Here is a 21264-nt window from a genome sequence, read left to right as displayed (position 1 = left end):
GTCTTTTTAATGCCCGGCTTTCCGGGCCTTTTGATGGGAGTGGCGAATGGTCACTACGCCCCTGTCGAACGAGCCTTCATCCGTTTCGCTAACCAATTCCACCACACTACGCCCGCTGGGGAAAACCCCTCGGTTTGCTGAAGACGTGGTGCTGGAAGTGAAACGCCTAAGCAAACGCTTTGATGATGCGCTGGCGGTGGATGATGTCAATTTGCAGGTAAAGCGCGGGGAAATCTTCGCGCTATTAGGTGGTTCTGGTTCGGGTAAATCTACTCTGTTGCGGATGCTGGCGGGCTTTGAAACCCCAACGGAAGGGCGCATTTTATTAGACGGTGAAAATATTACCGCGATGCCCCCGCACAAGCGGCCTATCAATATGATGTTCCAGTCCTATGCGCTATTTCCGCATATGACGGTAGCGCAGAATATTGCCTTTGGCCTAAAGCAGGACAAACTTCCCAAAGCGGATATTGACGCTCGCGTCGCGCAAATGCTCAAGCTGGTGCATATGCAGCGGTTTGCCAAGCGCAAACCACATCAGCTCTCTGGCGGCCAGCGCCAGCGGGTGGCGCTGGCGCGCTCGCTCGCCAAGCGGCCCAAGTTGCTGTTGCTAGACGAGCCCATGGGCGCGCTGGATAAAAAACTGCGCACTGAAATGCAGCTCGAAGTGGTCGAGATCATTGAACAGGTAGGCGTTACCTGCATTATGGTGACCCACGATCAGGAAGAGGCCATGACCATGGCCGACCGTGTGGCAATCATGGCCGATGGTTGGATTGAGCAGATAGGCTCGCCCATCGATATTTATGAAAGCCCGGTGAGCCGTATGGTGGCGGAATTTGTCGGCACGGTGAATCTGTTTGAAGGCGAGATTATTGACGACGCTGCAGACCACTGCCGCATTGCCGCTCCTGCGCTTGAACGGCCAGTTTACATTGACCACGGTATTACCACCCAGGCGGTAGATCGGCGGGTCTGGGTCGCACTGCGTCCGGAAAAGATTTGGCTCACCCGCGAAAAGCCCACCACGGAATATAACTGGGCGGAAGGCAAAGTGGATGATATTGCCTACTTAGGCGGTTTCTCGCTGTACTACGTGCGTACGCAATCGGGGCAGATCATTAAGGTCAGCATGGCCAATACAGAGCGCCGTGGCGATCGACCCACTTGGGAAGACAGTGTGTATGTCTACTGGGAAGACCACAGCACGATTGTTTTGAACCGCTAGCCTGTTGTCGCAACCAGAGTGCTTATCTTACCGCGAGGAGAGTGCCTTTAATGCAGCCATCTCATTCTTCAGTGCGTTCTTCAACACGTTTTTCAGTACTGCTCAAGCGCCTGCAATTGGGCCGCAAGGTGGTGATTGCGTTTCCGCTCGTTTGGCTAACGCTGTTTTTCTTACTGCCCTTTGCGCTAGTGCTCAAGATCAGCCTTTCCGAAGCGGCTATTGCGATCCCTCCTTATGGGCCGCTGCTTGAGTTCGCTGACCAGACGCTACACGTATTTCTCAATCTGGGTAACTACCTCTTTCTGTTATCAGATTCGCTGTATATCGCTGCCTATTGGGGGTCAGTAAAAACGGCGTTCATTGCCACGGCGGTGTGCTTGCTGATTGGTTACCCGATGGCCTATGCAATGGCGCGGGCGCCGGCCCGCTGGCAACTGCTATTACTGCTGCTGGTTATGCTGCCGTCGTGGACGTCTTTTCTGATTCGTGTTTATGCCTGGATGGGTATTTTAAGCAACAGCGGCTTAATCAATAACCTATTGATTGGGCTAGGCCTTATCGATTCTCCGCTGCGCATGATGAATACCCAGTTCGCGGTTACCATTGGGATTGTCTACGCCTACTTGCCGTTTATGGTGCTGCCGCTGTATGCCCATCTGGCCCGATTGGATAACTCGCTGCTTGAGGCCGCTTCAGACCTTGGCTCGCGCAAGCTCAATACGTTTTTCAAGGTCACTTTGCCGCTCTCTACCGGGGGCATTGTGGCAGGCTCGATGCTGGTGTTTATTCCGGCGGTAGGGGAGTTCGTGATCCCTGAACTGCTCGGCGGCCCGGATACCTTAATGATCGGTAAGGTGCTGTGGGAGGAGTTCTTCCTCAACCGCGATTGGCCGGTGGCGTCGGCGCTCGCCATGGTGATGCTACTGCTATTACTGGTGCCGATTGTCTGGTTCCACCGCTATCAGTCACGCGAACTTGAAGAGTGAGGCTAGGATCATGAGACTGCGGATTAATTTCTCGACAATCATGCTGGTGCTTGGCCTGTTGTTTCTCTACCTACCGATGTTTGTACTGGTGGTGTACTCGTTTAACGCTTCGAAACTGGTCACCGTATGGGCCGGCTTTTCTACTCAGTGGTATGGCGAACTGTTTCGTGACCAGCAAATATTGTCGGCAGTGTGGACAAGCCTACGCATCGCCTTTTTTGCGGCAAGCATGGCGGTCTGCTTAGGTACCGTGGCTGCTTTCGTGATGACGCGCTTTGGCCTCTTTCGGGGCAAGACGGCGCTCTCTAGCATGGTGACGGCGCCGTTGGTAATGCCCGAAGTGATTACCGGCCTCTCGCTACTGCTACTATTTGTACAGATGGCGCAAATTACCGGTTGGCCCGCTGATCGCGGCATGGCGACGATCTGGATTGCCCACACCACGTTTTGTAGCGCCTATGTGGCGGTAGTGGTGGCTGCGCGCCTGCGTGAAGTGGACCACTCGATTGAAGAGGCTGCGATGGATTTGGGCTCGCCTCCGCTTAAAACCTTCTTTTCGATCACGCTGCCGATTATTACTCCCGCGCTAGCGGCGGGCTGGCTGTTGGCGTTTACCCTTTCACTTGATGACCTGGTAATCGCCAGCTTTGTCTCTGGGCCGGGGGCAAATACGTTGCCGATGGTGGTGTTTTCATCGGTAAGAATGGGCGTATCACCGAAAATTAATGCGCTCGCGACACTGATTATTTTGACCGTATCGCTGGCGACCTTGCTGGCGTGGTTCTTTATGCGTCGCAATGAGACCAAACGGAAAGCTGCCCTACAGGACGGTTAATACCATTAGAGAACGTCGTCGTCGCGCCCGGCTATCACGCTGTCGAGTTCACCGGTCATGGGCGAGACGATAATTTGTAGTTGGATCGGCGCGCAGCACTGGTGGCAGTCTTCCCAGGTGGCATGGCTGCCCTGTGAGGTATCAATGAGGAAGGTCAGCGGTGAGTCGCAGTAAGGGCAATGGAAGGCGTAATTTACCAGCGCGTCATCGTGCATATTAGCTACCTTTGTTAGCGGGATGGTTGAACTCATCAGTGTAGCAGCGTGGTCGCCAGGTGAGGCATCATGGAATTTATTCAGGTAGGATACCCGCAGGTTCCTAAAGCAACGCAGCGAGAGTAGCGATGATGTTACGTAACATGGCAGTAGCGGCCGTTATGGCCTTTCCGATGATCGCGTTGGCCGAAACCCCCAATGTGGCCGCCGGCGAGTGGGAGTTTGTGAGCAAAACCAGCGTAAGCGGTGAAATGGATATTCCGGATCAAACGGACACAGAGCGCCAGTGTATTAGCCAGGAAGAGCTTGAGGGTGCTGACTTCGGCTTCATCGAAGAAGAAGAGGGCTGCGAGTTGCTTGAGCAGGACATGACAGAAGATGGCCTGAGCTACAGCATGGTATGCCGTGCTGAAGGTGGCGAAGCGACCATTGACGGTGAAATGCGTTTTATGGGTGAGCGCATTGAAGGCAACGTCGATATCCTTACCCAGTCGCCCATGGGCGAGCTGAGCATGAATACGGTCATTGAAGGCGAGCATCTTGGCGAGTGCGAATAAGCACTGCTCTTTAGCTAACTGACCAGAAGGGCGCCCCGGCAGCAGCAGGGGCGCCCATTTTTTTGGTCTGGTCTATCTTGGTCAGGACTAGCTTGATCAGGACTAGCTTGATCAGGACTAGCTTGGTCAGGACTATCTGTCTGCCGTGCTTCCCCGTGCTTGGGTCGCGTTGGCTATCTCATCCTCTAAGCGACGCTTGACTGCTCCAGGCGAGCCGGTATGGCGTGCCAGCAGGTCATATGCCACAGGTACGACAAATAGTGTGAAAATCGTCGCCGACCCCACCCCCGCCATAACCACCGTGCCGATGACCAAGCGCGACTCGGCACCGGGGCCGGTCGAGATAATTAGCGGAATAGCGCCGGCCATGGTCGTCACCGCGGTCATTAAGATGGGCCTTAACCGAGTGACCGCGCCTTCGATCAGCGCTGCACGGAACGCATGGCCCTCATCGCGTAACTGATTGACAAACTCAACAATCAGAATGCCGTTTTTAGCGGCCAGGCCAATTAGCAGCACTAGCCCTACCTGGCTGTAAATATTCAGCGATTGGCCGCTCAGCAGTAGCGCAAGCAGGGCACCGCTCATTGCCAATGGCACCGTTAGCATGATCACAAAGGGGTGGATCAAACTTTCAAACTGCGCAGCCAAGACTAAAAAGACCACTAAAGCGCCGAGTATTAGCAGAAAGGCGGTGGCGCCGCTAGCCTGTTGAAAATCTCGCGATGCCCCCGCCACATTGGTTTGTGCCTCTTCTGGCAACAGTTCCGCAGCACTCTCCTCTAAATACGCCAGCGCCTCCCCGAGAGGGTAGCCATCCGCCAAGTTAGCCTCAATGGTAATCGCGCGAATACGGTCAAAGCGATTTAGCGTGCTGGCGCCAGCAAAGTCGGAAAGCGTGACGAGGCTTGCCAGAGGAATCAATTCACCGGTACGAGCCGAGCGAACCTGAATATTATCCAGTGCTCTGGGACTGTTCTGGCTGCCGCGGTCACCTTCTAGAATCACATCGTACTCTTCGCCTGCATCCACATAGCGGGTGACATTACGGCCGCCTAGCAATACTTCGAGGGTTCTACCGATCTCGGTAACGGTGACGCCTAAAGAAGCTGCTCGTTCGTAGTCGATCTCCACCCGCAGTTGGGGCTGGGTTTCATTATAGTTACTCTCAAGTGCCATCAAGCGCGGGTTGTTTTCACGCACATGGTTCATCAGCGTATCGCGCCACTGGGCAATTTCTTCGTAACTACCGCCGCCCAGCACAAACTGCACCGGCTTTTGGGTGCGCTGACCAAAACCTTGGCGCATTACCGGGAAGGCCTGCACGCCAGGCAGGGTGCTAAGCGTTTGGCGCACCTCGGCCATAATCTCCCAAGCGCTACGTCGGCTGCCCCAGTCGGCCATATTGACAATGATAAAGCCGCTGTTAAAGTTCTCGATATTGCCATAGCCACGCGGGGCGCGAACCACGACGCGCTCTAATTCGCCGCTCTCGACCAGCGGGTTCATGCGCGCTTCGATTTCATCCATGTAATCCATCATGTAGTCGAAAGTGGCGCCCTCTGGGCCATTCACTAATACGATAAAGTTACCGCGATCCTCTTGTGGGGTGTATTCGTTGGGTAGTACCGTGGCCAGCCAAGCCGTAGCGGCAATCAACAGCACAAACATGGCCACGACCAGCCAGCGCATTTTTAGCATCCACTCAAGAGCGGTTTGATAGCGCCGCTGGGTGCCACTAAGCAGCCACTGCACGGCTTTGCCAATGCGGCTGTCGTGCATGCCCGGCTTGAGTATTTTAGACGCCATCATTGGGGTGAGCGTCAATGCCAGCAGGGTCGAAACGGCTACCGCAGCCGCCATGGTGAGCGCGAATTCCGAAAACAGCCGACCGATATCGCCCTGCAGCATACTGAGCGGCACGAAGACAGCCACCAACACCAAGGTGGTCGCGATAACCGCAAACGCAATTTGTCGGGTGCCACGAAAAGCGGCAACCAAGGGCGTTTCACCGTAGTCGTGCATGCGTCGGTTAATATTTTCAAGCACTACTATGGCATCATCGACAATCAGGCCAATGGCCAGTACCAGCGCTAACAGCGTTAGCAGGTTGATCGAGAAATTCATCGCGGCCAGGGCGGTAAAGGCTCCAATAACCGCAATGGGTACCGTGACCGCGGGCACCAGGGTGGTACGTAAATTACCCAAAAACATAAAGATCACTACCACTACCAGCCCCATGGCAATAAATAGCGTCATCACCACTTGCTCTATCGCACCAGAAACAAACAGCGAGGCATCGTAGTTTAAGCTTAACGACATTCCCTCCGGTAACGTGCCTTGCAAGCGCTCAAGTTCCACTTGTACCGCTTCAGATAGCTCGATGACATTGGCCGTTGATTGCATAATCATGCCAAGGCCTACCATCGGCACGCCGTTAGAGCGGAACACCGAACGATCTTCTACTGCGCCAACTTCCACCCGCGCGACGTCCCCAAGGCGCACTAAGTAGCCGCTCTCTTGATTGGTAGAGGCATTGCGGGGAGAGTTGAGCGCGAGGCGCTGAAAGTCTTCGGCACTGGCGAAACTGCGGGGCAGGCGAACAATAAACTGTCGATCCGCGGATTCGATCGAGCCTGCTGGCAGCTCGACGTTCTCAGCGCGCAGGGCATCTTCAATATCGCTAACGGTTAGGTTGCGTGCCGCCAGGGCATTACGGTCTAACCAGACACGCATGGCATAGTCACTGCCGCCGCCGACCCGCACTCGCGCCACGCCCGGCTGCACTGAGAGGCTGTCGACCAGAAAGCGGTTTGCGTAGTCGGTAAGCTCCGTAATGGAGTAGTCTTCGCCGGAAAGGCTTAGCCACACTACGATTTCTTCGCTGCTGTCGGCTTTGGTGACCTCTGGGTTGTCAGCGTCGTCAGGTAGGTTGCGTAGCGCACCGGAAATGCGATCGCGAATATCATTGGCGGCAGCATTGATATCCATATCAATGCCAAACTCGATTTCAATTCGAGAGCGTCCATCCTCACTTTGCGAAGTAATCAACTCGATGCCTTCCACCCCGGCTATTCGGTCTTCCAGCACCTGGGTAATGCGTGTTTCAACCACATTGGCGGAAGCGCCGGGGTAGCGGGTATCGATAGTGACTACCGGCGGGTCGATGGTGGGGTACTCTTGCAGCGGCAACCGATTAAGTGCCAATAAGCCAAAGGCAATAATCAGTGCCGCGATGACCATCGCCAGGACTGGCCGCTGAACGGAGATATCCGATAAGCGCATTAGCGGTCAGCCTCGAGCAGCGCTCGAATACCCGTCTCATCATCAGCAATGCCGATTAACCTCGCTTCTTGCTCATCCCGGGCCAACTGCAGGCCATGGAAGACAAGTAAGTCATCTGCTGCCAATCCCTCAAGGATTTCCACTTCGCCGTTGCGCCGCTCGCCAATCTTGACTTCACGCTGGGCTAGGCGCGTAGTGCCATTGCGCTGTTCGATAAGCATCACAAAATGCCGATCACCGCTGGGTTCAATAGCGGCTTCGGGAATCACAATGGTGTCACGAACATGCTGTTGAACGATCACTTCCATCAGCATACCAGGGCGTAAGCGCCCATCGGCGTTATCGAACTCGGCGCGTACGTTAACGCTACGTGTAACAGGGTCAACGCGCGTGCCGATGGTGGCGATTTCGCCGCTAAAAAGATCATCGGGAAAAGCGGCGGTGGTGGCATTTAGCATTAGGCCAGGCGTGAGACGGCCTAAAAAAACTTCAGGAATGCTGAAGTCCAGCTTCATTACATCGAGCTTATCAAGCGTGACCAAGTCCATTCCTGGCGTTACCAAAGCGCCAACGCTGATATTGCGAAAGCCCACGCGGCCGCTGAAGGGCGCTTCTATCTGATAATTGGCTAGGCGTGCTTCAATCGCTTGAATATCGGCGTCTGCTTGGCGCAGGCGGGATCTACTGTCTTCTACGTCGGCACGGGCGGCTAAGTTTCGCTCCTGGAGCTGCGAGGCGCGATCGGACGCATTGCGCCGCTCTTCGCGTAACGCCTGGGATGCCCTGAGTTGTGCCTGCTCTTCCGCATCTTCTAAGCGAATAAGCAGTTGCCCCTTTGCGACCTGCTCACCGTCACGGAAATTGATCTCGCCAACAATTTCCGTGACGGTGGCAGATAGCGTGACGCTTTCTTCAGCGCTAAGCGTTCCCAAGGCTTCCAGCGGATCTGACCAGGTGGTCATCACTGCCCGTGTACCTATCACCGGCGGCGCTGACTGGGCGAACGTCGCTGTAGAAAATAGTAGGGTCAGAGAGAAAAGCAGGGCGAGTGGAATTAGCGTAAGTGGCAAGAAAAGTCGTCGACGCAAGGGCAGAGGCATGGTCTTCTCAGTGTTAGTAAATATTTATACAGTTATTGTATAGACTAATTCTTATATATCGTAATTTTAAGCCCTGAGCCTGTTAGAATGCCTGCTTTTGATAGCCCAAGTCGCTCTAGACGCGTCACTCTTCATGAGCTGTCCATCATGAATTATCCATTATGAACCATCTATTATGATCCATTTATTATGACCTATTCTTTATGAACTATTCTTTATGAACTATTCTTTATGACCTATGACATCGTCATCATCGGTGCCGGGGCTGCCGGCTTAATGTGCGCGGCTCAAGCGGGCTATACCGGAAAGCGCGTGTTAGTGCTTGATCATGCTAACAAAGCGGGCAAGAAGATTCTGATGTCCGGCGGTGGCCGCTGCAACTTTACCAATCTTGGCACGACGCCACAGCACTTTTACTCATCAAATCCTTACTTTTGTATTTCGGCGCTTAAACGATACCGCCCAGAACACTTTGTAGAGCTGGTGGAGCGGCATGGCGTTGAGTATGTTGAAAAAACACCGGGGCAGTTATTTTGTGCCACTTCAGCTAAGGAAATAGTCCGCACGCTACTCACCGAGTGTGAATGGGCGGGCGCTGAAATAAGGCTCAGCACGCAGATTACCCGCGTTGAGCAACAGGGTGATGCCATGCGGCTAACGACGTCACTCGGCAAAATTGATGCGGGGGTGGTGGTGGTCGCAAGCGGTGGGCTCTCTATTCCCACCATGGGGGCAACTGGGTTTGGCTATGACCTGGCTCGCCAGTTTGGCTTGGAGGTGTTCGATACTCGCCCTGGGCTGGTGCCATTTACCCTTAGCGACACCTGGAAAGCCCGGGCAGCAGAGCTCTCTGGCCTGAGCGTGCCGGTTGTTGTGAGTGCCGGCACACGACGTTTTGTCGACCCCATGCTATTTACCCATCGCGGTTTGTCAGGGCCTGCAATGCTGCAAATTTCCAGTGTCTGGCAGCCTGGGGAGAGCATCACGGTTGATTTGCTGCCCGATGAAAACGTGGCGGAATCACTCCGCGAAGCGCGGCAGGTAACGCCCAAGCGTCAGCTTTCAACATGGCTTGGTGAGCGCTTGCCTAAACGATTGGCGCAAGCGTTGCTTGAATGGTATCCCGACCACGACCCTGCGCGTCCGCTGGCACAATATGCCAATGATGCATTGGACGAGTGGGCCGATAGACTCAATGCCTGGCAATTAAAGCCGGCGGGAACCGAAGGCTGGCGAACCGCAGAAGTCACCATGGGGGGCGTCAACACCGATGCCATATCGTCCAAGACCTTTGAAGTTAAAGGCTTGCCGCAGCTGCGCTTTATAGGGGAGGTATTGGATGTGACGGGAGAGCTAGGTGGGTATAACTTTCAGTGGGCTTGGGCTAGTGGCGTAGCTTGTGGACAATCCTGCTAGGCAACGCCACTAGCTCAGGCAATAGCATCAGAATCAAGTAGCTACTTTAAGTAGCTACTTTGGCTAATAATTTAAGCTTCTTGAGTAGCATATAGCCCGCAAGTGCTTTTCTGCCTGCCGCCATTGCCCCACCTGGGTGGCGCATCAACTTGAATGCAGCAAAGCCGCCCACTAAATAAAGTGGCAGCCTGAAGCTTTTCCAGCTTTGATCGAGCGGCGCAGCGGCTTGCTGCAAATACTCGCTATCGACCAAAATGTCCACACGCTGCTGTTCTAGCTCAGCCAACAGCTGGGCTTTACGCTCAGCGCGGCTCAGTGGTTTAGTAGCCGGTTTGGCGGTTTCGGCGGATGGTTTCATCACTTGGCTCCTCAAGCAGCGCTCGATCAGCGGCAAGCTGTTTGAGTGTTTCTTTTAAAAGAGAGTGACGCTTCGACTGACGAATTGCGATAACCGCGAGTAGCAAGCTGGCGCCTATTAGCACACCGGCGCTGATCGCAATGGCGGTTAAACGATAGGTGTCCCAAAACAGAACCACTACCAATGCCGTCAGCGTAGCAATACCCAATAAAAGCAGCAGTAGGCTGGCGCCTGCAAGAAGCAGCAGAACCAGTAAGCGAGCACGCTCCTCTTCTAACTCAAACACCGCCAAACGCAGGCGAGTTTCGCTATTAGCAATCAGCGATTTCAGTAAGCGTTTGGCGGCAGAGAAGACGCGTTGGGTGGGACCCAAAGCCATTAGCGACGACCGAGCAGCATACCCACAACCAAGCCTGCTGCGGCACCAATGCCAATGCTGGTCCAGGGGTTTTCATGCACGTAACGATCACATGCATCGGCTTGATGCGTTAAAGAGTCGCGCGTTTCGTCATAAATGCGCTCGCCACGGGCCTCAAGACGTGCACGAGTGTCTTTCAATCGGCGCTCGGCACGCGTGCGAAGGTCGTTCATCTCTCCGCTGGCATCGCTAGCTGTCGCATTGACCAGCTCTTCGACGGTTTCACTCAAGTGGCGCAGATCATCTTTAAGTTGATCAGCTTGAGTAGAGTAAGTGGATTGACGTTTAGCCATGGAGTCTTCCTTTGACGAGTGAATGATGAAACTGCTATTAGCATAGCAGTCACCAGATAACAGACAAGCAAACGCGCCTATCGGTTCAGGCCTGTAGCACTAAATAGCGGATTTAAACTAAACCCAAGACTTAGGCGATGCACTCGGTGATCGTAATCGATCAGGCTTTCACCATACCCGTAATAATACTGTACATGCGCCCGCAAGCTGTTGAAAGCAGGCCAGCTGTAATCAACCTGGGTGCCTATATTGCCTGCACTGGGGTTGCCGCGTAATTGGCCGCTCACTTCATGGTTGTTATTAAGGCGTTTGGAAAGACGAATATCGCCGTATCCCATGTAGCGTTCGATATCCGGGTTGTCATCCTCCTCGTCGGATTCTGGGATACGCCAATGCGGTGCCACGGTAAGCGCCCAATTGCCGCGCTGAAAGGTGCTTTCCAGATAGACGCGGTTCCAGCTACGCGAGAAAGGATCTGACCGACCATTGGACTGATGATTAAGCGCCACCCGGTTGCGGGTATTTACCCAGCCGAGCGCTTCCCAAGCGTTGTCGAAATCAATAAACACTTCGGGTTCGTAGTTGGTTTCGCGAAAAGGCGAAGAGGCTTCAGTATTGTAGGCCTGCCACCAACTGCGCTGTGTGTAGCCAAAAAAGACGTCGCCGTAGTTGCCAAATACCTGCTCGGCCAAATTCACCTTGGCGCTGAACTGGAATTTCAATTCTGCGCTATCGACTTCGGTGTCGTCGGAGTTGTTGCGAAAGCTCTCTTGGCTCTGATTAGCGTTATAGCTAACTGGAAACAGATAGTTGGTGCGGTGCGTAGTAATTGAAAACGGGTTGCGGCTAGATTCCTGTTCAAGCTCGCGACGCTCGCTCAGGTCTTCCCGTGCCGCTTCTTCAGGCAGCGGTTGAACCTCGGTGCCAAGTGTCGTTGCCTGTGGGTCTTCGACTTGCTGCAACTGCTGACGCAAATTATACAGCTCGGCGTTGAGTGCGCGGATGCGCTCTTCAATCTCTTGCTGGGATTCAGCAAAGGCATTCGCACTAAAAGTGGCAAGGCCTAGCAAGACGATTAATTTCGTTAACGGCAATTTTCGGGTGACCATCAAGGCGACTCGCAAAGTAATAGGGGTGGCAAAGGCCAGGCTTGTTTCTAACACGCCGCCTGCGGAAGTCAACACCTCTGATTGCGCTAGTTATCAGAACGTCTGACAATAACCCTTACATCCGTGTATGCGGAGCTTTCGATGTCAACGAGGCATAAGTAACGTGGTGAAATGCGTCCGTAAATGGAGTGTAACGTGTTTGCTCCTGCTGCTCATTAGCAGTAGCGCTGTTAATCAAACGTATGCCGCGGTTCAGGCGAACATGCTTGATCGTGTCCCTGAACAGGCCGAATTGGCAGCACGGCTCGCTGAGCTAGAAGGGCTAGAGGACACATTAACCGATCAGCAGGCCAGCGACAAAGAAGCCCTAGAGGCCGCTATTGAAGCCTATGAGCGGCTGGCATCGGTTGATGAACGGCTCACTGCTCTAGACGCTCGGGTTGAGCAAGCTCCGGAGCTGCTATCAAGCCTTCAGCGTGAGTTGAGTGACGCTGAAGAGGCAGCACAACAGCTTTCGGTTACCGATTTAAGTGACCACCCCCTCGACGAGCTGGAAACCTTGCAAACCGAGGCAGTGGTCGAGCTTCAGCAGTTGCAAAGCCAGCTAGCGGAAGTGAACTCTCAGCTGTTAGCCGCGCAGACTCTTCCGGAGCGTGCCCAACAATCCATCGCGGAGACGCTTCAACGCGCGGAGAGCTTACGCCGGCAACACGATGAGCGCGAGGCTTTGCTTACTGATCGCCAACTTTCTGCGTTGAACGGTGCACGGCTTATCCAATTACGCCTAGAGCGCGCGCTGGCCGACCGCGAAGTGAGATTTTATCAGCGCGAGCTGAGCGCTAATAGCCGTTTGCGTGAATTGGCGCAGCAGCGCCGTGATGTGCTTATGTTACAGGTCGATTATCAAGAGCGGCAGCTCAATCTGCTGCAAGGCGTGATAGACCAGCAGCGGCGTTTGGCCTCCGAGCAGGCGATTGCCGATGCGGCTCGCGATAATCCATTAATTGCCGCCGGGCAGCCTGTGGTGGTGCAAGCACAACAAACCAATCAAACCTTAAGCCTTGAACTGCTACGAGCGACGGACCGCGCTAACAGTATTGTGCGCGAGAATATTGACGCACAGCGTCAATTGGAGCATGTGCGTCAACTGCAGCGCAGCCTTAATGAGCAAATTGAGGCTATCCGGGGCAGCCAACTGCTGTCGCGTATTCTACGTGAACAGCGCCAATCACTGCCCCCGCTGGCCGCCTCACGTGATTTGCAGGATGAAATTGCCGATCTGCGTTTAAAGCAGTTTGATTTGGTACGCCAACGTGACCAGCTGCGTCAAAGCGAGCAGTTCGCTACCTCGCGGTTGGCGGAGGCAGGTATCGAGGCGACGCCGGGCCTTGTTGATTCGCTGTCGCGGCTATATCAATCCAGGCGCGAGCTGGTCGAGCAGTTAGAGCAGTCTTACGGAAGCTTGCTAAGCGCCGCGATTGAGCTGCAACTGAACCAGCAGCAGCTATTGACCACCACCAGCGAGCTGCGTGTCACCATCGATGAACAGCTTTTTTGGGTCGCCAACAGTCGCCCCCTGGACGTTAACTGGCTGCGTCAATTGCCTAGTAATTTATTGCTGGAGTGGCAAGAGGGAGAGTGGCGTGCCATTTTACCCACCCGTTGGCAGGGGCTCTCTTGGGAAGTTCTCCAAGGGGCCCCGATAGTGTTGCTGGGCCTGGTATTGCTGGGTCTGCGTCGAAAAATTAAAGCTCGTTTGGCCAATCTGCACTCACAAATTGGCCGTTTGAAAAGCGACACGCAGTTACACACCCCTAAAGCGGTACTGCTGAATGCGCTGCTGGCGCTTTCAGGCCCACTAGCGTTAGCAGGCATTGGCGTTGGGCTATTGGGAGCGGTAGGGGCGCTGGCAAACAGCGTTGCTCCGGCGCTGCTTCAGCTTGCACTGAGTTGGGCAGTGGTGGCATTGGGGCGCAGGCTACTGGTTGCTGACGGTGTGGCTGAACGGCATTTTACCTGGCCACCTCAATACACCGCTCGATTACGCCAACTCTTAGCGGGATTAGGCGTTGCGCTGGTACCTGTCATTGCCATCGCGGCGATGTCGGGCGAGATGGAAACTCCGTTAGCACTGCGCCCCGTCGCCCTAGCGTTGCTGTCGTTTGGTTTGATAGCCATGAGCTGGTGGCTGGCGCAGTTAATCCTGGCACATATTCCTATTTTTGGCGTTCGTCTGTTGCGCTTACTTTTGGGGTTGGCGATGGCGTTGGTTCCGCTAATGCTATTGGGATTGGTGGTCTGGGGTTACGAATACACCGCACTGCAGTTAGTAGGGCGATTCGCCATTACGCTTTATCTGCTGGGGCTCTGGGTGGTTGTCGAAGCCACGTTGGTGAGAAGCCTTGCAGTGGCCGCCCGTCGGCTGGCCTATCGTCGCGCGCTGGCGCGCCGCCGAGCTCAGGTACAAGAGGGCGCCGAAGGCGGGCTTGAAGTCGTAGAAGAGCCACCGCTCGACATGGAGCAGATCAATAGTCAGTCGCTGCGGCTTTCTAAGCTGATCGTATTGATAAGCTTTAGCGCATTGCTCTATTTAGTCTGGTCAGACTTACTCTCGGTGCTGGGCTATTTGGATAACGTGTCGCTATGGGAGGCGCAAGACGGCGATATCGTCAACAACGCTCTGTCGATATCAGACGTGTTTACCGCGCTGCTGGTGGTGGCGATTACGTTTATTATGGCGAGTAATTTACCCGGCCTGCTGGAAGTGATGGTGCTATCCCGGTTGTCATTGAAGCAGGGCAGTTCCTATGCGATTACTTCGCTGCTTTCCTACACCATTGTGGGCACTGGTGTGGTTATGGGGTTAGCGACACTGGGTGTGTCGTGGGACAAGCTGCAGTGGCTAGTGGCAGCGTTAAGTGTGGGGCTGGGGTTTGGCCTACAGGAGATTTTTGCCAACTTTATATCGGGCTTGATCATCCTATTTGAGCGACCGATCCGCATAGGCGACACTATCACAATTGGCAATTTGCATGGCACCGTCAGCCGGATTCGTATTCGTGCAACCACTGTCACTGACTTTGACCGCAAAGAGATCATTATCCCCAATAAGACCTTTGTCACCGACCAACTGATTAATTGGTCGCTGTCGGATAATATTACCCGGGTGGTGCTTACCTACGGCGTCGCTCACGGCTCGGATATGGACAAAGTGCACCAGCTCTTGCACCAAGCTGCAGATGAAAACGCGCGGGTGCTAACCGATCCTGAGCCGCAAGTTTTCTGCTTAAGCTACGGCCAGCATAGCCTTAACTTCGAGCTACGCATTTTCGTTAATGATTTGCTTGATCGTCTATTTGCTGCTGATGAGATTAACTGCCGGGTAGACGAGCTGTTTCGAGAAACAGGCGTCCGGGTGGCCTTTGAGCAGATGGATGTTTGGCTGCACCGGGATCAGGGCGATGCGGTAAAAGTACAGTCCGCAACGCACCTTTCACCGCCTGGAGCGAGTTAAGCCACTTTTATCGCATGGAGGAGGAATTCGCCATTGCCATCGCCAATCCAGCCCTTGGCTGACCAGCAGTTAGTCGAGTCGCATCATAGTGATTGAGAGTGTCATTCGGCGGGCTGCTTAGCCCGTGAAGCCCCCCAGCTACGATGCAGGTAGTATTTAACATTATCCAACTCTTCGCTCGTAACGGACACAAGTTCACCGCGCTCGAGTGGGTCATAGTGGTAAATATACAGTCGCGATGCAAAGCGATCAAAAGGTAGCGACGCCTCGCCAAAGCGTTCACCGTTGCCCGATGTGCTCACAATAACGCCATCTCCCCAATCCTGGCCGCTATCATTATTCGGGTTGTAGAAATAAATCCGCATGGTGTCAGAAGGGTCGAGGGAGGCGCGCAAAATGGTAATCGCATGCCAGCCGATAAAACGCGCTGCGCTATCGGTAACCGCAATGCCCGCCGGTTGGGGATGAATCAGTGGCTGATTGCCATTGTAATAAGGGTGGTAGCAGGCGTAGAAGTGACGCAAAAAATCGTCTACATCGGTTAGCTGCCCAGTGGCCACATCGACATTGATACTAAAGCCGCGGCCCGACCACCAGCCGTGAAACTCGGGGTTAACCCAACGGTGGGGGTCGCCCTCACGGCTTACACAGCGCCGGCCCATTTCTGCATAAATACGATCCAGGTGGGGCACGACGATCAGTGAGACCGGGTCGAGATCCATTGGCAGTTCCGTAGCAACGCCTGCAATGCTCTCCATTGATGAGATTGCCTGACCTTCAAAATGCATAATGATTTCGTCGTCACGCGCTGCCCAGGCCACCATCTGCAGCAGATAGTCCGGGTCGTTGTAAGCCCACATTGAAAGCGCCCGGGCCGATTGGCAGGTCGGGTTATTGCCTTGGCCCACCCCGAGCGGTAGCCCCAGCATGCACAGTACGCCTTCAATCAAGCGAGCGCGGGGGGAAGTAATGTCCCCGTACGCCATACTAAGCCGCGACTGCGCCCACTCTGAAAGCGGCAAGTTTAGCTGCCGCCACATCGCTGGCGCTACCGGTGGCTGATAGAGAATGCCACGCTCTAGCATTAGCGCAAGGCCATAGACTGCCTGAGCTGTAGCAGGGTAAACGCCGCCACGAATAAGCGCTTGAACCAGTTCGCGATAGCAGAGCAAGCAGTCGCGCCCGGTTGACGATAGCCCCAGCGCCTCGGAGAGTAAGTGATCACCCTCTTCGAGCAAGTGGCGTAACAGCACGGCGTGATAGGGCGATACTAGGCCGGTGTCGTGCATTGCCCGAGCAAAGCCGGTGGATTCAGCCTGCAGGGCGGCCTGATCCATATGCTCTAAACGGTCACGGTAAACATCCACGCCGGGATCTTCGCGGCAGGCCTGAGTGGGGCCATACAGCGAGCTGACCAGCCGGTCGGCGCCTTGTCCGCTGGCGCCCAGATCAATGCTGGGGTTGGCCTGGCACAGCGCAATTTGGGTGATCATCTGTTTGATTGAATCAACCTGGATAGGGCGCTGTTTTAAAATACGCCAAATCTCATCAATCAGGCGATCAACAATATGTTCGTAGCCAATGCGTTCGGCTAGATGTTTGAAGAGCTGGCGGGGAATAGTTGCCAGTCGTCCTTGGGTTTCCCGCTCGGCTTCACTGGGCGGTAAAAACAGCAGCCATAAATTAATCGCCATTACCTGGGTGAGGTAGTGGTGTGCATGCTCTGCGGAAACCAGCGGGTGCTCAAAATTGCCTTTAGCAACAGCGAGGAGCCGCAGCTCGCTTAATGCCTCAATGACGACCACATTGGCGTCCGCGCTTTTCAACGCGAAAGTTGTTAGGGTCGGCACCAAATACTGAGGTGTTTCCCAATCGGAGCCCAAAAATACACCAGAGTCCTCGAACGCTTGAGCGCGGGACTCGAGTGCTTCGCTGCCGCCATCCTGAAGCAGTACGCGCCGCGCAGTATCCATCACACGCGGCAGTTTGGCGGGTTTTGAGAAGGCGGGCGCCTGGGTAAGCAGGCGCACGGCGTCATCAAAGTTGCTCAACAGTCCATTGAGCTTGCTATCTTCTTGAGCAGACGTCACTTGATCTGTCTCCACGATGACTCCTTATCCCAGTATCAGCGGGGATTATACATAGAAGTCGAGATCTTCTTGGCGTTTTAGCAGATCACGAATCGTATGCGCATCCTCGCCTTTAAAGTAAATCAGCCCCCAATGGGTACCAAACGCGGTGCGTTTAGTGACGGTTTCTTCTACTGGTGAAGTTAGCTCATGTGACTCAAAATAGGGGTGATCTTCGGTCTCTTCGGGAATTTCCAGACGGCTAACCACGCGACGGCGTGGGTAAACGCCAAAGCAGCCGGCAAAGCCATCGGCATCGACCACTTCTTTCGGAAAGAAGTTGGCGACTTCTTCTTTCGTGGTTTTCGGGTCGAACACCAGCATTGACGCTTGGTAAGCGTTGAAGCCGTAAACACGCTCGAGCAATTCAAATACCTTGAAGCCGGGCGGACGATAGGCCACTTCGCCAAAGTACATCTCACCATCGCTGGTGACAAAGTATTCTGGGTGAATCAACCCAAACTCAATATCAAACGCTTTAATCAGCTTTTCAATCTGTTGTGTGATCTGCTCGCGGTAAATCTCAAGCTCTGGAGACGCGGGCACAAACACTGAGTAACCCAGGGTGACGTATTCAGAGATGTTCAAGAAAGCGATTTTGCCGTCGTGAACCCATGCCTCCACGGCAAACTCCCAGCCATCCAAATGTGATTCCATCAGCACCGGGAACTCTTCGTCGGGGATGGTATCCACTTCATCGGGCGTACGAATAACGCGGTGGCCGAGGCAGCCCGCTTTATCAAAGGCTTTGAGGTGAATTGGGTCGTTGGGGTCGCCATCCAGCTTGAGTAGCGTCTGGTTAACGCGCTTAAGGAAGCGCACCACGTCTTCTTTATCGTGGGCTTCTTCAAAAATACCCACGCGGATGCCGCCGAGCTGAGCACGACGCTTCATTAGCGCTTTGTCGCGCAGCAGCAGCGACTGTCCATAAATCCGTGGGTTGTCTAGTAGTACCGAATTGATGGCTCCGGCCCACTCGACGGTTTCTTCATAAAGCGGAATGGCGACATCAACACCTTTGTCTTTAAGTGTCTCGGCAATTTCCATTGAACGATCATTGAGACGCTCAAAATTCCAAGGCACGTAGGGGATGTCGTGTTTTTGGCAATACTCTTCCGCCCAGTCAGGTGCCACGACAATGTAGCGACGGTCGAAACTCTCAGCCGCTTCAATGGCATTGAGGCTCCAGCCTAACAGGGCGATATAGCCCTTATTTGGATCCTTTTGCATATGATGACTCCTGCTTGGTGGATGAATAAAAGTGCCAAATTACCGCCACCACCATACACAATGAGCACATACCCGGCTAATGGGCGTATTGTACGCAGCGCTAACGCAGTCATAGCTTGCGCCGCAGCGTACAGGCGTGGCGATTTGAATATGGTAAGCTAGGCGGTTCAACTTCATGTACAAGTGGCAAGAGGAATAGGCCAAGATGGCGGCCAAACCGATCTACCGTGTGGTGGTTCACCAGCAGGGTGAAATTTGGGATTTATATGTCCGAGAGATATTTCAAAGCGAACTCTGGGGCTTTATTGAGGTCGAGGAGTTTGTCTTTGACGATGCTTCACGGGTTGTGGTCGACCCTGCGACTGAAAAATTGCAGCGAACCTTCGATGGCGTCAAGCGTAGCTACCTACCGCTAAATGCGATTGTGCGCATTGATGAAGTAGAGCGCGAAGGACCATTGAAAGCGGTCAAGACCGATGCTCGGGTCGCGGAGTTCCCCCGTCCCTTTTCACTGCCACCGCGTGGCGAAGGGTAAGCGTATGAGACAAGCGCACCGCTCAGTTAAGCGAAAGTGCTGTTGGCTTCGTCCGCCTTGTGGCGTTTTTAATCAGGACAGGATGTCATGCAAGTAAACAAAATTCGTTTTCGATATTACGCCGCTGCGGCTGGCATTTTACTCAGTGTGGCGAGCATTGAGGCTAGTGCTCAGTCCGATAACCAAGCCTGGGTAATCGATGAATTGAGCACTTACGTGCGTAGTGGTCCCACCGATGGTTATCGGATCATCGGTACCCTGAGTGCTGGCGAGCAGGTCGATGTGTTGGAAACCAGCGGCAATTACACTCGAGTGCGTAACAGCGAGGGTAATACTGTTTGGGTCTTGAGTGAGGAACTTCAGCAAACCCCAAGTGCGATTGAGCAGCTACCCGTGTTAGAAGCCCAGGTAGAGGAGCTCACCGCCGAGCTTGAGGGAATCAATGAAACCTGGGAACAGCGTACTGCCTCAATGACAGAAACGCTTGAGGTGCGCGAACGCCGTATTGCCGAGCTTGAAGCGAGCAACCAGGAGCTTGATAGCCAAGCGGAAGAGTCGCGCCAACAGGTTAGAGGGCTTCAAGCCCGTCTGGAGACCCAGGAAGAAGACCTCTTGATGCGTTACTTCATGTACGGTGGCGGCGTCGCTGGTGCGGGCTTGCTGGTGGGTTTAATCGTGCCGCATCTACCGCGTCGGCGTAAAAAGCGTGACCGCTGGTTCTAAGAACCTTCTAAAGGTAGTCCTACCATGAGCGATCAATGGCGCAAGCGTTGGCAAGAGGGGCGTATTGGCTTTCACTTACAGCAGTCGCATCCTGCGCTGCTGCGCCATTGGCAGACGCTGGGCGTTACCAAACGCACCAAAGTACTGGTGCCATTGTGTGGCAAAAGCCTTGATATGCGCTGGTTGGTCGATGAAGGGTATCCGGTACTAGGGGTTGAATTTGCCCCTGAAGCTATTGAGCAGTTTTTGGCTCAGCGCAGCACCTCGGTATCGCGTTATCGTCAGGCGGGGTTCAATGTTTCTCGCCAAAGCAGTGTCGAACTCTGGTGTGGCGACTTTTTTCACCTGCATATTCAGCAGGCCGCTGAAATAGGCGCTTTCTATGATCGCGCCTCGCTCATAGCGCTGCCGCCTGCAACCCGTCAGCGCTATGCGTTTCACCTTGCCCAACTGGTGCCGCCCGGTGCCAAAGGCTTATTGATTAGTTTGTCGCATAGCGAAGGTGAAGCCGGCCCGCCGTACAGTGTTCCCGCCGATGAGATCGAAAGGCTATTTACGCCAAATTTCTCGCTGACTTTTCTTGAACAGGGGACTCCAGATGACCGCGGCAGAACGGAAAGCGTGTGGGGGCTAGAACGACGCGGGCCGCGGCTTTAAGTTTGCAACGTTGCAAACCTAAAAAGGCGCGACCCGAAACGGCGGTGCTGCTGAGCAGCGGGGTACCTTAGCGTGCGAGTAAACGGCCCAGCTCTGGGTCGCTAAAGGCGCGATTCATGCCATCGCTAAGTAGATCGCTCAACATGCGGGCATTGCTTTCAGCGTCGGGTTTAAGGGCGTAGCCCTGGGTACGGCGCGACGTATAGGTGCCGGTGTAAGTAGTGCCTTTATTTTGGGCGATCGCCCGGAAGACTCCTTCAAGGCGCGCTTCGTCCACCAGCGGTTGGCCGCTGTCACCGCGGGCGTAGTTCAGGCTGGCAAGTTCCAGCGTTAAACTCGGGCGTCCCTCAGCTTGCTCGGTAGTCGGGTTGAAGCCCATATCCCGCACGGCGCGCTCAGCCTCTTCCTGCAAACGCGGAATTAGCTCATGGCTGCTAACGGTGATATGCGCTGTCGACATACCGCCGCCAGCACGGTTACCGATAATGTCGCTCTCGCGGCCATCCTGGGCAATTACCGTGACCTGTTGGCCAGAGCCCGTTTGCGGGACATCAGCATTGCGCTCGGGGCTAAGCTGTAAATATTGCGGGCTGGTACACCCGGCGAGCCAAGCACTGGCTAGCAGTACACCTGAAATCCGTAAAAAATGACGCCGAAGCATGGTCTTCCTCCGCAA

19 protein-coding genes are annotated in these 21264 nt (G+C 54.4%); 9 read left to right on the top strand and 10 right to left on the bottom strand.

Features of this window, described 5'->3' with window-relative positions:
- Positions 1–46: 46 nt before the first annotated feature.
- The 3 genes from ACQE2I_RS11795 to ACQE2I_RS11785 are packed head-to-tail and all read left to right on the top strand — an operon-like array spanning position 47 to position 3049.
- Positions 47–1228, top strand: a complete 1182-nt coding sequence (locus tag ACQE2I_RS11795; RefSeq protein WP_427028286.1) for an ABC transporter ATP-binding protein — start codon at positions 47–49, stop codon at positions 1226–1228.
- Positions 1229–1278: 50 nt separating this feature from the next.
- Positions 1279–2214 (top strand): ABC transporter permease subunit, encoded by a 936-nt coding sequence (locus ACQE2I_RS11790; protein ID WP_427028285.1) that lies wholly within the window; start codon positions 1279–1281, stop codon positions 2212–2214.
- A 10-nt stretch (positions 2215–2224) separates the two neighbouring features.
- The gene (locus tag ACQE2I_RS11785; protein WP_427028284.1) at positions 2225–3049 is read left to right on the top strand and encodes an ABC transporter permease subunit; all 825 of its coding nucleotides are present in this window, start codon (positions 2225–2227) and stop codon (positions 3047–3049) included.
- A 5-nt stretch (positions 3050–3054) separates the two neighbouring features.
- Here ACQE2I_RS11785 and ACQE2I_RS11780 read toward each other — a convergent pair whose 3' ends face one another.
- Positions 3055–3264 carry a CPXCG motif-containing cysteine-rich protein gene (locus tag ACQE2I_RS11780; protein WP_427028283.1) on the bottom strand — a complete coding sequence of 70 codons (210 nt, stop codon included), beginning with the start codon at positions 3262–3264 and terminating at the stop codon, positions 3055–3057.
- Between the two features lie 128 nt (positions 3265–3392).
- On the opposite strand from ACQE2I_RS11780, the gene ACQE2I_RS11775 reads away from it, so the two are divergent.
- On the top strand, positions 3393–3821 hold the full coding sequence (locus ACQE2I_RS11775; RefSeq protein ID WP_427028282.1) for a DUF3617 domain-containing protein: 429 nt from the start codon (positions 3393–3395) through the stop codon (positions 3819–3821).
- Positions 3822–3953: 132 nt separating this feature from the next.
- Here the strand turns inward: ACQE2I_RS11775 and ACQE2I_RS11770 are convergent, their stop codons facing one another.
- Complete coding sequence (locus tag ACQE2I_RS11770) at positions 3954–7106, bottom strand: efflux RND transporter permease subunit (RefSeq protein WP_427028281.1); 3153 nt, start codon at positions 7104–7106, stop codon at positions 3954–3956.
- On the bottom strand, positions 7106–8206 hold the full coding sequence (locus tag ACQE2I_RS11765) for an efflux RND transporter periplasmic adaptor subunit (protein WP_427028280.1): 1101 nt from the start codon (positions 8204–8206) through the stop codon (positions 7106–7108). Before ACQE2I_RS11765 ends, ACQE2I_RS11770 begins: the two co-directional genes overlap by 1 nt.
- A gap of 231 nt (positions 8207–8437) precedes the next feature.
- Here ACQE2I_RS11765 and ACQE2I_RS11760 point away from each other — a divergent pair, with 231 nt between their 5' ends.
- A complete protein-coding gene (locus tag ACQE2I_RS11760; protein WP_427028279.1) occupies positions 8438–9622 on the top strand; it encodes an NAD(P)/FAD-dependent oxidoreductase in 1185 nt (394 codons plus the stop codon).
- A 46-nt stretch (positions 9623–9668) separates the two neighbouring features.
- Here ACQE2I_RS11760 and ACQE2I_RS11755 read toward each other — a convergent pair whose 3' ends face one another.
- From ACQE2I_RS11755 to ACQE2I_RS11740, 4 genes are all read right to left on the bottom strand, one after another.
- A complete protein-coding gene (locus ACQE2I_RS11755) occupies positions 9669–9980 on the bottom strand; it encodes a YqjK family protein (protein WP_427028278.1) in 312 nt (103 codons plus the stop codon).
- The gene (locus tag ACQE2I_RS11750) at positions 9943–10359 is read right to left on the bottom strand and encodes a phage holin family protein (protein ID WP_427028277.1); all 417 of its coding nucleotides are present in this window, start codon (positions 10357–10359) and stop codon (positions 9943–9945) included. The genes ACQE2I_RS11755 and ACQE2I_RS11750 overlap by 38 nt, the downstream gene beginning before the upstream one ends.
- A complete protein-coding gene (locus tag ACQE2I_RS11745) occupies positions 10359–10691 on the bottom strand; it encodes a DUF883 family protein (protein WP_427028276.1) in 333 nt (110 codons plus the stop codon). The genes ACQE2I_RS11750 and ACQE2I_RS11745 overlap by 1 nt, the downstream gene beginning before the upstream one ends.
- A 77-nt stretch (positions 10692–10768) precedes the next feature.
- Positions 10769–11800: a phospholipase A gene (locus tag ACQE2I_RS11740; protein WP_427031456.1), complete on the bottom strand. Its 1032-nt coding sequence runs from the start codon at positions 11798–11800 to the stop codon at positions 10769–10771.
- 205 nt (positions 11801–12005) lie between these two features.
- Between ACQE2I_RS11740 and mscK the strand changes: the two genes are divergently transcribed.
- A complete protein-coding gene (gene mscK / locus ACQE2I_RS11735) occupies positions 12006–15314 on the top strand; it encodes a mechanosensitive channel MscK (RefSeq protein ID WP_427031455.1) in 3309 nt (1102 codons plus the stop codon).
- 101 nt (positions 15315–15415) lie between these two features.
- Here mscK and ACQE2I_RS11730 read toward each other — a convergent pair whose 3' ends face one another.
- Entirely contained in the window at positions 15416–17419 is a 2004-nt protein-coding gene (locus ACQE2I_RS11730) for a hypothetical protein (RefSeq protein WP_427028275.1), read from the bottom strand.
- 30 nt (positions 17420–17449) lie between these two features.
- Positions 17450–18673, bottom strand: a complete 1224-nt coding sequence (locus ACQE2I_RS11725; protein WP_427028274.1) for an ATP-grasp domain-containing protein — start codon at positions 18671–18673, stop codon at positions 17450–17452.
- A 205-nt stretch (positions 18674–18878) separates the two neighbouring features.
- Here ACQE2I_RS11725 and ACQE2I_RS11720 point away from each other — a divergent pair, with 205 nt between their 5' ends.
- The 3 genes from ACQE2I_RS11720 (at position 18879) to ACQE2I_RS11710 (ending at position 20588) form a co-directional block, all read left to right on the top strand.
- Positions 18879–19208: a DUF1820 family protein gene (locus ACQE2I_RS11720; RefSeq protein WP_008959579.1), complete on the top strand. Its 330-nt coding sequence runs from the start codon at positions 18879–18881 to the stop codon at positions 19206–19208.
- Positions 19209–19295: 87 nt separating this feature from the next.
- Positions 19296–19931: a TIGR04211 family SH3 domain-containing protein gene (locus tag ACQE2I_RS11715; RefSeq protein WP_427028273.1), complete on the top strand. Its 636-nt coding sequence runs from the start codon at positions 19296–19298 to the stop codon at positions 19929–19931.
- Between the two features lie 24 nt (positions 19932–19955).
- Positions 19956–20588 (top strand): thiopurine S-methyltransferase, encoded by a 633-nt coding sequence (locus ACQE2I_RS11710; protein ID WP_427028272.1) that lies wholly within the window; start codon positions 19956–19958, stop codon positions 20586–20588.
- 67 nt (positions 20589–20655) lie between these two features.
- Here ACQE2I_RS11710 and ACQE2I_RS11705 read toward each other — a convergent pair whose 3' ends face one another.
- The gene (locus ACQE2I_RS11705) at positions 20656–21249 is read right to left on the bottom strand and encodes a YajG family lipoprotein (RefSeq protein WP_427028271.1); all 594 of its coding nucleotides are present in this window, start codon (positions 21247–21249) and stop codon (positions 20656–20658) included.
- Between the last annotated feature and the right edge of the window lie 15 nt (positions 21250–21264).

Source organism: Halomonas sp. H2 (assembly GCF_050215315.1).
Taxonomy (GTDB): Bacteria; Pseudomonadota; Gammaproteobacteria; order Pseudomonadales; family Halomonadaceae; genus Vreelandella.
The sequence above is the reverse complement of the archived record's forward strand: the minus strand, read 5'-3'. Positions and strand labels throughout refer to the sequence as shown.

What these genes read in the sequence shown, in the direction of transcription:
- ACQE2I_RS11740 (WP_427031456.1), bottom strand. Translation starts at nt 11,800, where the DNA reads ATGGTCACCCGAAAATTGCCGTTAACGAAATTAATCGTCTTGCTAGGC.
- ACQE2I_RS11745 (WP_427028276.1), bottom strand. Translation starts at nt 10,691, where the DNA reads ATGGCTAAACGTCAATCCACTTACTCTACTCAAGCTGATCAACTTAAA.
- ACQE2I_RS11755 (WP_427028278.1), bottom strand. Translation starts at nt 9,980, where the DNA reads ATGAAACCATCCGCCGAAACCGCCAAACCGGCTACTAAACCACTGAGC.
- ACQE2I_RS11715 (WP_427028273.1), top strand. Translation starts at nt 19,296, where the DNA reads ATGCAAGTAAACAAAATTCGTTTTCGATATTACGCCGCTGCGGCTGGC.
- ACQE2I_RS11705 (WP_427028271.1), bottom strand. Translation starts at nt 21,249, where the DNA reads ATGCTTCGGCGTCATTTTTTACGGATTTCAGGTGTACTGCTAGCCAGT.
- ACQE2I_RS11790 (WP_427028285.1), top strand. Translation starts at nt 1,279, where the DNA reads ATGCAGCCATCTCATTCTTCAGTGCGTTCTTCAACACGTTTTTCAGTA.
- ACQE2I_RS11750 (WP_427028277.1), bottom strand. Translation starts at nt 10,359, where the DNA reads ATGGCTTTGGGTCCCACCCAACGCGTCTTCTCTGCCGCCAAACGCTTA.
- ACQE2I_RS11710 (WP_427028272.1), top strand. Translation starts at nt 19,956, where the DNA reads ATGAGCGATCAATGGCGCAAGCGTTGGCAAGAGGGGCGTATTGGCTTT.
- ACQE2I_RS11765 (WP_427028280.1), bottom strand. Translation starts at nt 8,206, where the DNA reads ATGCCTCTGCCCTTGCGTCGACGACTTTTCTTGCCACTTACGCTAATT.
- ACQE2I_RS11720 (WP_008959579.1), top strand. Translation starts at nt 18,879, where the DNA reads ATGGCGGCCAAACCGATCTACCGTGTGGTGGTTCACCAGCAGGGTGAA.
- ACQE2I_RS11725 (WP_427028274.1), bottom strand. Translation starts at nt 18,673, where the DNA reads ATGCAAAAGGATCCAAATAAGGGCTATATCGCCCTGTTAGGCTGGAGC.
- ACQE2I_RS11785 (WP_427028284.1), top strand. Translation starts at nt 2,225, where the DNA reads ATGAGACTGCGGATTAATTTCTCGACAATCATGCTGGTGCTTGGCCTG.
- ACQE2I_RS11770 (WP_427028281.1), bottom strand. Translation starts at nt 7,106, where the DNA reads ATGCGCTTATCGGATATCTCCGTTCAGCGGCCAGTCCTGGCGATGGTC.
- ACQE2I_RS11780 (WP_427028283.1), bottom strand. Translation starts at nt 3,264, where the DNA reads ATGCACGATGACGCGCTGGTAAATTACGCCTTCCATTGCCCTTACTGC.
- ACQE2I_RS11795 (WP_427028286.1), top strand. Translation starts at nt 47, where the DNA reads ATGGTCACTACGCCCCTGTCGAACGAGCCTTCATCCGTTTCGCTAACC.
- ACQE2I_RS11775 (WP_427028282.1), top strand. Translation starts at nt 3,393, where the DNA reads ATGATGTTACGTAACATGGCAGTAGCGGCCGTTATGGCCTTTCCGATG.
- ACQE2I_RS11760 (WP_427028279.1), top strand. Translation starts at nt 8,438, where the DNA reads ATGACCTATGACATCGTCATCATCGGTGCCGGGGCTGCCGGCTTAATG.